Raw genomic sequence first — 12,729 nt, forward strand, 5'->3', positions numbered from 1 at the left:
ACGCGCAGATGTTCCATCCGGTGGGGCCGACCCCGGCGTTCCACTTCGACGGCTGGGCGCACCTGGAGACCGCGCTCAATGCCGTGGCGCCGCGCGGCGGTCGTGGCTGGCACGCGCAGATCACGTCCGTCTCGGTCGAGGGACAGGCCGTCCGGCTCGGCCAGTTGATCCAGGCCGGGCAGGTCTCCCTCGACCGCCCCCGGCTGGCCGCCGACCTCACCCGCCACCTGCCCGGCACCGCGCCCTTCGAGGGGGCACCGGGCCAGGCCCCGTCGATCGCGGTGACGCTCTACAACCCGCGCCGCTCCACCCACGCCGACGACGTCACCCTCGACCAACTCCACAACACGACCGACACGGTGAGCACCGCCGCCGGTGCCGACCACTCCTTCGCCACCGGGTTCACCGAACTCCTCAGCGGCGACGACGACAACCACCAGATCGGCGGACTGAGCGTCCCGCTCGCCCAGCGGCAGACCCAGCCCTCCAGCTTCGGCGGCACCACCACCGGCAGCCGTCGTGACTGGCTCAAGTCCGGCAGCACCTCCGCACCGGCCAACGGGGCGCGCGGGACGCGGAGTTACGTCGTCGACGTCGATGCCCATCTGCTCGTGGAAGGACCGCAGGGCACCCGTCACGTCACCGGTACGGTCACCCTCCGCGTGGAGGAGCGTGACCTGCTCGGCCACGGTCTGCTCACCCCGGCCGAGTCCCCGACGGACGTCCACGACCTGCCCGCCCTCGTCCCCGACTGGACCGCCGCCGCACTGCACACCCTGCCCGAACGCCTCAACTCCGCGATTCCCGCGGGCAGTCACGGTGTGCAGTTCTGGGTGGCACTCGGCGCCGACCCGCAGGGCGAACACCTCGGCCGGGCCCTTTACATGGCCTCTCGTACGGCCGTGCTCGGCAACCGGCCGCTGGAGTTGATGACCCGTGACCAACAGGGCGTCCGCCGTTGGGAGTTCACCCCCGAGGGTGCCCTGGTCACTGCCGACCCGGATCTGACCACCGCGTGGACCGCCTTCCACGCCCAGGCCGAACTCCTGCACACCGCCACCGACACCCTCGCCGACACCCCCCGGCGACTGGACCGCCTCACCTTCTCCCTCCAGCACGCCAACCGGAAGCACACGGACTCCGCGGACTCCCACGGGCGGGCGGGACACGCGGTCACGTTCGCGGTCGCCGCCCACGCCCGGGCGACCGCCGAGGCCACCGCCTCCGCCCAGGCCGCGCGCGACGCCGAAGCGCTGGTCGAGCGGCTGAAGCGGAGCCTCGCGGACGCCCATCGGACCGTCACCACCCTGCCGGCGGTGATCGCGCAGCACGAGCGGGACGAGACCCGGGGCCGCCGTGACCTGCAGACCGCGCTGGCCGCGCTGACTCAGGCGGAGAACACCGTGCGTGCCGAACGCGCCACCACCCAACAGGCCGCGCAGGGTGGGCAGTCGAGCACTTCTCCGGCCGCCGCACCGACCCCGCCGGCCCCCGCCGCACCCGGCACCCCGCGTTCCAACCGCCCCGCGGCCGACGTCGCCGACGACCGCCGGGTGCAGGCCGTCGTCCCGGCGATCACCGCCGCCGAGGACGCGATCCAGCAGGCCACCGCCGCGCTCACCACAGCCCGGCCGGCGCTGGAACGGGCGGAGCACATCGTCGATATCGGACCGGCCCGGATCAGCGAGGAGGAGGAGAACCACGAGGAGGCCGTGGCGACAGCGCACCGGGATGCGCGGGCCGTGGCCCGCCGGGCCGAGAACCTGCGGGTAGCCAGGTTCCGCGAGACCCGCGCCCAGCGCCGGGTTACCCGGGCCCAGGCCAGGATCACCCGCCGCAACGGGCAGCTCGCCACCACCGTCACCGCTCAACTCCAGGCCGCCGCCGACCAGTTGTCGGCCACCACCGCGCTGCCGGGCCTGTCCACCCCCGTCCAGGACAGCGCCCCGACCCCCGAACAGTCCCTGCGGACCACCTTCGCCACCACCCCGCCCCGCTGGCCCGCCCCCGACGCCCCGGCCACCCCCCTCCCGGCTGCGGGCCAGACCCATACCCCGGCCCCGGCCACCGGTACGACCGTCCCCAGCACCGGAACCACACCGACCCCGACGCCGCAGGCGCCGAAGAAGAGCGAGCCGTCCAAGTCCGGTACGAGCAGCGGCAAGACCAGCAAGACGGGCAAGACCGACAAGGGCAAGAAGCCGGTCACCGGCAAGAGCACCGGCAAGAGCACCGGCAAGAACGCCGACACGAGCAAGAGCACCGGCAAGAGCACGGCCACCGACAAGGGCAAGGGCAAGGCCCCGCTCGTACCGACGCCCCCGCCGCCCGGCACGACCACGACGACAACTGCCGCCCCGACCCCCGCCGTCCCGCCGTCCCCGTACGTCACCCCCACCGGCAACGCCGTCCAGACCCCCGGCGACGGCAACTGCCTCCTGTACGCCGTCATCGGCAGCGCGCCGCACCTGGTCCGCACCCAACTGCGGCAGGGCGACCCGGCGTTCGCCGCGGGTACCGACGGCTGGCTCGCGCAGCCCCATCTCGTACGCCAGACCCTCGCGACCCTGGCGCAGCACCCGCAGACCGCCGGCCAGGCAACCAACCATCTGCGGGCCGCCCGGCGGGGGTTGCAGAACCTGGTGCTGGCCCGGCTGACAGCCGCACGCGACGGCAGCCGGCCGCTCCCGCCGCAGGTGCTCGGCCAGCTCCGGGGCGTCCTCGTCCGCCCGTTCGGGACGGAGGTGCAGAACAGGCCCGACGCCTGGGTCGACAACCAGCTGACCCAGTACGGCATCCAGGGCGTGACCCACGCCGAGGACCTGGACCCGGTCGACCTCCAGACCCGCTATCTGCAAGCCGTCTCGGCGCCGGGCGCACCGCCCGCACCGGCAGGCAACCCGCCGAGCAACCGGCGGATGTTCGCCTACCTGCGTGCCGCGAACGCGCTGCCGACGCTCGCCGCCATGACCCCGGACGAGCGCCGGGAGCTGCTGATCGCCGGCTATCACCGGAGCACCGCCGCCCTCACCGCGGACGAGGCGCGCGTGCTCGGGCACGTGGTGCGCAACTGGTCGGACGAGTGGGCGAACCCGGTCGGCGACACCTTCCTGCCGCTGCTCGCCGACACCCTCGGCGTCCCGATCCACGTCTTCCAGCCGGTGTCTCCCGCGCTCGCCGGCACGACCGCGACCGGCGGTCCCCGGGGCATCGTGCTGCGCTACGGCCCGACCACCAACACGCCCGCGCTGGAGGTCCACTACACGGGCCTCAACCACTACAGCGCCAGCGACGCGAACGCCGGCACCACCCCAGCCCCCATCACGTCATCGAAGGCGCCCCGGGGTCCGGAGGACGCCAACAGCGTCCAGCCGGACGGCCGTTACCGCCCCGCGCCCACCCGCAGCGTCGACGAGGACCAGCCCGCATCTCGCGTGGTCGATCCCGCGCCCAAGGGCACGTGGCACGGCCTGCGCTCCCACGCGCGCGCCGCCGTGCACTCCGCCGAGCGGTTCGACCCGCACGCGGATCAGTCCACCCCGCCCCGCCCCGGCACGCTCAGTGGCGCGACGACCCTCATCCGGGCGCAGGTCCGTCGTATCCAGGCCCCGAACGGCCAGTGGGTGCGTGACTACACGCTCAACCTCCCGGTCACCACCACTGATCCGGCGCTCACCGCCCAACTCCAGGACCGGATCACGCGGTTGCTGGACACCCACCTCAACTCCGGTCTCGCACTGCCCAGTTCAGGCGACCAGCTGCACGTCAACCTCAACCTGATCAGCGACTCTGCGCACCCGGAGGCGATCACCCTCACCGACTCCGGGAACCCGGCTCGCGCCGACCAACTCCACCTGGACGTCAACCATTCCGACGCGGACCTGCTCCACGAGGTCCTGCACTACCTCGGCCTGCCCGACCAGCAGCGCGACAACGACTTCCTGCTCCGCAACCACCCCAACAGCACCACCGTCCACACCACCGGCGTCATGGCCACCACCCACACCCCGATCCACATCCCCCGCCGCTACCTCCGCACCATCGAGAACGTCACCTCCGCAGGCCCCCAACTCCACGACCACACAGGCCAGGACGACACCACCCCGGCCCACGACCCCGACACGACGCCGATCCCCACAGACACCCCCCTCACCTGGCCCGCCTCCAAGGCCCCAGTAGCGGCGCCTTCTTCGTCGTACGTCCTCGACTACGGCTCTCAACGGGACGGCAACGTAGGCCTGGTGCTCCTGGAGCCGCTGTCGGCGGCCGTCGTGAGCGGGCTGCACCAGCAGGTGATGACGGCGCTCGGGCTGGGGAACGCGCCGGACACGCACCCGGTGCGGGAGCAGTTGCGGACGGTGGCGAGTGCCGAGACGCTGGTGCTCAACCTGCCGTATCTGCGCGGGAGTCTGGGTTTCCGGATCAGGGTGACCGTGGACGGCCGGGACCGGGACGTGGACCTGCGGATGCGGCTCTCGGACCCGAGGGCGGCGGCCCGGTACGGGCAGGCCGAGGGCGGTGTGCGGGACGTACGGGTGGAGCGGCGCGGCATCGGTTCGCAGGAGTCCGTCTCGTCGGAGGCGTCCGGCAACATCCGTACGGTGATGCTGCCTTGGACCGCGCTGTTCCCGGTGACCCGGGCGATCCCGGTGCGCGGTGTCGATGCCGCGCTGACCCTCGCGCTGACCTTGAACCAGCTCTCGTCGAGCGTGTCGGTGACGACGGGGGTGACGTCGACGACGGCGCAGCGCAGCAACGAGCCTTCGGAACCGTACGACTTCACCGCCGAGTGGGACGTCCGGGTCGACACTCCGGCGCTGGCCGCGCCCGTCAACTGGTCGCCGGAGCAGTCGCACGGGCCGGTGACCGTCTGGTTCCCGCAGCATCTGGCGCGGGACGAGGACGAGGAGTTGCCGGCGGCGGCGGGTCTGGACGTGCTGCCGATCTGGGGCGTGGACACGGTGGCGGAGCCGGGGCGGCTGCTCGCGGAGACGCTGCAGCGCTTCCGTGACCGGCTGCCGGACTTGGACAAGGACTCCCTGGCGGAGCTGGAGACGTTCCTGTCGGAGCCGTTGCTGCGGGGCACCCTGCCGATGCAGCGGGAGGGGGGCGTCTTCTCGCCGGTACTGCTCGACACGTCGGGGCGCGCGCTCGGCATGTTCCAGTTGCGGACCGAGGTGACGGTGGGCGAGCCGCAGCGGCGGACCGTCGCCGGGAAGGTCAACCTGGAGAGCCACCTCACCCAACTGGTGAAGATCGAGGCCCAGTCGAAGTTCAGCAGCGGCGCCGCCCTGTCCGGGAGCGTCGGTCCGGCGCTCACCGGCGACCACAGCCAGGGCCACTCGGAGGCGACGCGGCGGGTCGGCGGCGGTGTGCTGGGGCGGGCCTCGGTCCAGGCGGGGACGAGCGACGCGCTGAACCAGAGCGCCGGCGCGTCGTTGATGCACGAGGTGCGCACCAAGCGCAGTCACCTGCTGGCGCCGGCCTCGGTCACGCACACGCTGGTGTTCCATCGGCCGGGCGGCGGGCGGGAGACCTTCGAGCCCGGCGAGTGGCGAGCCGGCATGCATCTGCGGGTGATGACCGCCGAGGACGCCCAGGGTCATGACCCGACACCGGAGGAACTGCGGCGGCTCCCGGCGGAGTTGGAGCATCTGCGGTCGATCGGCGCCAGCGCGACACCGCTGGAGGTGACGGACGCCCACACCCTCTTCGCGCCCGCCGAGAACTGGCTGCGCCGCGAGGGTTTCCTGCCCGCCGACACCAACGCCCGCAACCGCGTACTGCCCGACGAGGCGCTGGTGCAGGCCCAGTTGAACAACCTGCGCCGGTTCGAGCAGACCCGGTCGCAGATCGGGCTGCGGGCCGCGACGGACGCCATGCTGGACGGCGGTCACTCGCTCTTCCTGGAGATCCCGACCATGACCGGCAGCCGCCGGGTGCGGCTGGTGCTCAGTGCGGAGCGCGGCGCGGGCGAGAGCACGCACACCAAGGTGCTGCCGCACGTGGAGGGCATCGGCCTGGTCTCGCTGTCGACGGTCGCCACCGACCAGAAGGGCTCGCAGTACGGGGTGTCGTACGGCGCCGGCGGTTCGTTCGGCATACCGGTGCGCGACGGCGCGTGGACCCTCGGCGGCACCGCCGACCATGTGCGCTCCCACCAGGTGCAGCACGACAACAGCGTGCAGGTGTCCCTCGGGCACGACCAGCAGTTCCAGGGCACCGGGGCGGGACAGCGCATCGAGGTGTTCGAGGTGCCGGCCGCCTTCGGGCTCGACCTGTACGAGGGGCCGGGGGAGGAGCCCCTGGTGCGGTTCGCGCACCAGGCCGCCGTAGAGCCGTATGTCCCGCACGGCGCTCCGGCGCCCGCCCCGCAGTATCCGCCCGCGCCGCCGCCGGACCGGGTGCGGGGGACGCTGAAGCTGGCGGTGCCGACGCTCCGTACGCTGCCCGCCGCCGACGAACCCGTCCCGCCGGCGCCCGCCGCGCACACCGTGCGGGCCGCCACCGACGCCGACCGCACGGCGCTCGACCTCACCGACGCGAACGGCGGCCTGCTGCCCGACGCGGTACCGCTGCCGGACGACTCGATGGTGGAGGTGTTCCAGGCGTCGGCCGCGCTGGACGACGCGTTCCGCGCGGTCCTCGGCAACACCTACCAGGGGCATCCGGCACGCGGCCTGCTGGACGGCGTACGGGACACGGTCGCGGGCCTGACTCCCGCTCCCGTGGCGCGCGTCGGCCGTGCCGTCGGCGAGTCGCTGGCCGGTGCCGCGGCCACCGATCCGACCACGGTGACGGCGGAGCTGCTCAGTGCCGCCCGCAACCCCGCCGCCCTGCTGGCCCGCGGCCACCAGGTGTTCAAGGGCGCCTATGTGATCGAGGGGCTCACCCTGCCCGGGCTCGCCGCCGACGAGGTGCTGTCGGTGGAGATCCGCGGCGCCCTGCGCAGGCCGCGGGCGTCGGCCGAGATCACGCAGTACTTCGAGACCGGGCTCAACGCCGTCGACGGCGCCGGGCAGCAGCGCGGGGTGTCCAACGCCGCGCAGTGGGCGGGCGGCTTCACCGCCGTCCGCAACAGCTCCTCGGCCCAGACCCCGAGCTCCGACCAGGCCGCGGGCAACGACGGCGACATCGGCGGCCTCGGCGAGGGCGGCATGCAACGCCGCGCCGACACCCCGGCACAGCAACAAGGCAGTTCTACGACCGGTTCGGCGTCCCGCAAGGCGACCTTCAACCCCTCGGGCCGCTACACCCGCACCACCCGCCGCGAGAAGGGCCGGGGGCTCGCCTCCTCGACGATGGCGCACCGCACGGCCACCGAGGGCGGCGCCCAGCACCGCGTCACGGCCGACGCGCTCCTGCTGGTCACGTTCCGGCGCGGCACCCGCAACGCCGTGGGCAACGCGTTCGGGCGGGGCGAGGGCCGCGCCGTGACGGTGGCGGTCGAACTCCCGGACGCCGTACGGTTCTTCGTCACCCCGGCCCAGATCCGGCGCCACCCCACCTGGTTCGCGACCGTGCCCGGCCTCACCGTGCCCACGCCGGTACCGGGCTCCGTACCGCTGCCGCGCCGCTTCATCGCCTCCCGCGAGGTGGGTCTCGGCAGCGTCCAGGCGATGGACCAGTTCACCGACGCCACCCGCACCGTGCAGCGCCCCGACCTCCTCCGCCGGCAACTCCTGCCGCTCGTCGAGCAGGAGGCCCCCGGCACGACCCGCCCGGGCCACGCGTCGTATCTCTCCGGCGTCGACACCCGCATCGCCGACCTCACCTCCACGGCCGGCCTGCGCACCCTGGCCGGCCGCGGCCCCGGCCGCGTGCAACGCTTCCGCTTCCGCCACGTCGGCTACGGCGGCGCCCGCATCGTAGAGGTCACGCTCGCGGCCCAGCCGGACGCCGACGACCACGCGCTACGCCAGGTGCGCGGCCACGACGGGGCAAAGGGCACCGGCATCGAGCAGTACCACGGCCACACCCCGTCCGCGGTGACCGACAAGACCTCCCACAGCACCCGCCACTCGGGGTTCGTCCAGCTCCAGACCCGGCTCCCGAGGCCCACCGGCGGCCCCCGCACCGACCGGGCGGCCGCACTGCTCAGCGCCGACACCGTGCGCGGCAACTCGGCCCGGGTCACCCGCGCCGCCGAGGACCGGCACTGGCTGCGCACCGACAACGTCGCCGACTTCCACGGCGTCCCGTACCGGATCGTCGCCACCGTACGGTCCACGCCGACCGTCGACTGGCTGGTGGACCTGCCGGGCAGCGTGTTCCAGCACGGCGTGCTCAGCCTGACCGACGCGGACGCCTCGCTGGCCGACCGCATCGCCCACCTCTTCCTCGGCCGCCGGGTGCGGAGCACTACGGTGCACACCGCCGCCGCGCTGCGCTTCACCGGCAGCGAGGCCACCGACCCCGACCAGCCCGAGGAGCCGCGGGTGGCGGTGGGCGTGTCGGCGGAACGGCCGACGCCGGTCGGCGGCCGGTTCAGGCCGGCCGGCCCCGCACCGGTCTTCTCCTTCGACGCGGGCATCGAACTCGCCACGGCGCTCGGCGAGGTGGCCCCGGCCCTCACCGGCTCCTGGCGTCGGCTCGCCGCCTCCGACTCCGCGGACGCCACCGCCGTACGGGTCGGCGAACTCCTCCAGGCGGGCACGATCGAGCTGGACCACCCGCGCGGCCCCGCCGGCCTCACCACCACGATGCCGGGCGCCTACCCGTTCCAGGGCGATCCCGACACCCCGCCCCGGCTCACCGTGGAGCTGTACCGGCCGCGCCCGGAGACCGACACCGGCGACGTGACGATCGACCGGGTCCGGCTCAGCACGGTCAGCGCGGGCTCCGCCTCGCACGCGGGCCTCACCGGCAGCCTCTCGGCACAGGGCGCCTTCAGCCTCCACGACTCCAACCGCCAACTCCTGGGCTTCACCGCGCCGGTACTGGCCCGCCCGGCCCAGGACCCCGGCTCGGGCGCCGCCGTCGCCGGCACCCGCCGCGAGTGGCTCAAGCACGGCGACACCAAGCTCCCGGCCGCGGGCTCGCGCGGCACCCGCAGCCACGAGATCCTCGCCGACGCCCTCGTCACCGTCCACGGCCCGAACGGCACCCGGTACGTCTCCGGCACGGTCCGCCTGCGCCCCCTGGAGCGCGACCTCCTCGGCCACGGCGTCACCACCGCCCGCACCGACACGGGCGTCTACGACGGCGCGTCCCTGATCCGCGAGGCGGCGCCGACCGCCCCCGCGGACGGGGCCCTCCGCGACTGGCGCAGGATCTCCTTCCGCGACCTCCCGACCCTGATGGCCCAAGGCATCCAGGCTGACCCGGACCCGGCCCGCGACAACGCCGCCATGCTCCAACTGTGGCTGGCCACCGACGGCAGCCCGAACCAGACGGCCCGCGCCCTGTACGCCGCCTCGGGCACAGCTGCCTTGCTACGGCGGCCTGTTGAGCTCGCGCTGCGTGACGGTGAGGGGGTGCGGTTCCGGCGGTTCGACGGGAACGGGGAGCCGGAGGGCACGCCTGGGGTGGACGAGCGGGGCCACGAGGAGCCGGACGGCGAGGAGTTGGACGGCAGGGGCCCGAGCGCTGCGGGCCCGAGCAGCGCGGTGCAGAGAGACCGGGGCCGAGCCCGCGTCGGCCGGAACGACGCGGTCCACGACGCCGGTTGGGCGGCCGTACGGGGTCAGATACGCACCCTGGAGGAGGCCGCACAGGCGGAGCACGACGCGCACACGCAGGAGGGCCGACTCCAGGACCAAGTGCCGGATGCCGAACGCGTGTTGAACGAGGCCGAGCCGCCGGTGACCCAGGCGGAGCTGGACCGGGGCGAAGCCCACGCCGCCGCGCACACCGCGGCCCGCGAACTCACCGCCGCCGAGCGGGCCGTACCGCTCGCCGAACGCACCGATCACGAACGGCGCGCCCGTGTCACGGAGTTGACCACGGATCTCCAGGCCCGGGACGAGCGCGTGACGGAGGCGACCCGGGCGGCGGGGGAGTTCCACGACGCGGTCCGCACGGCGGAGGAGGAACTGGCGGCGGCGGAGGAGGCCCTACGGGAGGCGGCGGAGGACGCGCGGCAGCAGCCCGCCAACTCCTCGACCCAGGGCGGGAGTTCGCGTCGCGACGAGGGGAACTCCGCCCCGGGCGACCCCGGTTCCCGCACCCGGCCCGAGGCGCGCCGGAACCGGGCCCGTACCACGCTGGACCAGGCACGGATCGAGGCCGCGGCAGCCGACCGCGCCGTCGACACCGCCCGGCACGCCGCCAACGACACCAGGCGCCGGCTCGTCCTGGCCGAGGACGTGGCACGCCACGCCGCAGGCGTCCTGACCCGCGCCCGGAACAGGGTCGCGACGGCGACCACGACGCACCGCACGGCCCAGGCGGCGCTCACCGATGCCACCGCTCACCGCGATCGGATGGTCGCCGCGCGGAACGAGGCCCGGGAGGCGTTCGACGCCCTCCGACGCGAGATCACCGACTCCCTCGCCGTACAGGCCAGGCAGGCGACCCGGCAGCGCCACGCGGAGCGGGATCTCGCCGATGTCGTCACCGTCCTGGAGACACAGCGAGCGGCGGCGGGCGACGGCACGGCCCTCCTGCCGACCGGCTCCCTCGCCGCGACCCCGGCCACGCGGCCGCACCGCACCCCTCGCCCGGTACCGGCCCGTGCCGACGCGGGCCCCGCCACCGCCGAACCGGTGGTGGACCCGCGGGAAGAACCCGAGGGCGAGCCCCAAGTAGTCGACCAGGAACCGGAGTTCCCGCAGGGAGGAGCCGCCAACGAGACCGGCGAGGAACCCGAGGACGACCAGGGCGACGAGGACGATCAGGGCGGCGAGGACGATCAGGCCGGCCGGCATGGGCAGGTCCTGGACGACGGGAGGGAGCCCGGCGACGGCGCGTCGGACGCCGAGGGCAGCGACGTGGACGAAGACGGCTTGGAATACTCCGGCGAGTCCGACGACGAGGACGGCGGCGATGACGGCGCTGGCGATGGCGATGCCGCGAACGGCCGGCGCGGTGAAGGCTCCGGCACCACCGCCTCCTCTGCCCCCGCCTCCTCTGCCCCCGCCTGGATCCGCACTCCCGACCCCCATACCGCCCTCCTCACCTGGGCCCGGGCCGACGTAGCGGCCAACGGCGCCCCCGACGACGCGGCGCTCCCCGCCCCGAACACCTCGGTCGGCACCGACGCGCTGGCCGAAATCGGCGCTCTCACCGAGGAGTTGCGCGCCCAGTCGATCCTCCAGAACGGCACGGTGACCGTCGCGGAGGCCGGACTGGACGACTCAGGACGCCTCGCGCTGGTGCTGGCCCGCCCCGACACCCCCACCTACGTGTCCACTCTGGCCGCCCTGGTCGCACGCGACACCGGGCGGCCGGTCGAGGTGCTCGGCCCCGACGACCGCACCCATCGGTCCGGGCCGGCCGACGGCACCCCGCTGACCCTGTACTTCGACGGCAACCGGTTCTCGGTCAACCCACCGACCCCGGACGGCGACTGACAAGTCGTCACCCGATCACGTTTCTGGAAGGAACAGCATGTCCGGCAAGAACAGCCCGCAGCACCAGGCAGCGACGGGCGAGACGGAGCCCGCCCCGGCCCCGGACACCACCGCGGGCACCCCCGAGGCCGGAGCGGCACTCCCGCCCACCAGCGGCGAGACGGCGGCCGACCCCGGCACCACGGAGACCGCGGCCAAGGCGGAAGCCGCGCTGACGACCCCGTCACGGGCGGCCACCGCGGCCCGGCTCCCGGCGACGGGCGAGGCCGCGCACCCGGAAGCGGAACCCGACACCCATGCCCCCGCCCATGCCCACGCCGACATCGACGACGGCGAGGGTGCCGACGCCATGGCCGGAGCCGGAGGCGGGGGCGAAGAGGCCGCCGCGGCGGCCCCCGCCTTCGGCCGCCCCTCCCGCGGCCTGCTGGCCGGAGCCGCCATCGCGGGAGCGCTGCTGATCGGGGTGCCGTTCCTGGTGTCCGGCATGCTGGGCGGGTCGAATGCGGACGGGAAGCCGTCGGACAAGGTGGCCGACGCGGGCACCGTGCTGAACGGGTCGACGACGAACATCGGTGCGGGCGCCTACGGTTCGGCCAGCCCGGACCCGTCCTCCGCCTCGCCCAAGCCGTCGCCCTCGAAGGGCGGCGGCAAGAAGGACACGGTGAAGAACGGCGCGGGCGCCGCGGCTGCCGGCGGGGCCGGTGCCGGAGTGGTCGCGGGCAGTTCCGCCGAAGCCCCCAAGAAGGCGTCCTCCGGCGGGAGTTCGAAGAAGAAGACCACCACGACCAAGGTCACGGCCACCAAGACGGTGACCGTCGCGCCCGGCACCACGATCTACAGCCACGCCTCCAACAAGTGCATCGAGATGGTGGGGCACAAGGGCGCGGACGGCGCACATCTGCGGATCTGGAGCTGCAACAGCCAGAACTGGCAGAAGTGGGACTTCCGTTCGGACGGCACGATCCGCTCCATGGGCCTGTGCATGGACGTCGCCTGGGGCTCGTCTGCCAACGGCGCGGTGATCCAGCTCGCGGTGTGCAGCGGCAACCCGGCCCAGCAGTTCCGCCTCAACTCCAGCAACGACCTGGTCAATCCGCAGGCCAACAAGTGCGTGGACGTCAAGGACCAGAAGACCGCCAACGGCACCCCGCTCCAACTCTGGGACTGCAACGGCCAGGACAACCAGAAATGGAGCACCCGCTGAACACGGCGGTGC

The 12,729-nt window shown here is 73.9% G+C and carries 2 protein-coding genes (1 of these 2 cut by a window edge); both read left to right on the plus strand.

The genetic code is table 11. The annotated features are described in order from the left end of the window. Positions 1–11,513 carry the 3' portion of a hypothetical protein gene (locus tag OO70_RS51365; RefSeq protein WP_051741759.1) on the plus strand. It extends 25,447 nt beyond the left edge of the window, so the window shows 11,513 of its 36,960 coding nt (coding positions 25,448–36,960); its start codon lies beyond the left edge, outside the window; its stop codon occupies positions 11,511–11,513. Positions 11,514–11,550: 37 nt separating this feature from the next. Then, on the plus strand, positions 11,551–12,717 hold the full coding sequence (locus OO70_RS30895) for an RICIN domain-containing protein (RefSeq protein ID WP_043678277.1): 1,167 nt from the start codon (positions 11,551–11,553) through the stop codon (positions 12,715–12,717). Positions 12,718–12,729: the final 12 nt, after the last annotated feature.

It is taken from the genome of Streptomyces xylophagus, assembly GCF_000716435.1.
GTDB lineage: Bacteria > Actinomycetota > Actinomycetes > Streptomycetales > Streptomycetaceae > Streptomyces > Streptomyces xylophagus.

Bases quoted from the DNA above. Each gene is read 5' to 3' on its own strand.
- OO70_RS30895 (WP_043678277.1), top strand. From the start codon at position 11,551: ATGTCCGGCAAGAACAGCCCGCAGCACCAGGCAGCGACGGGCGAGACG.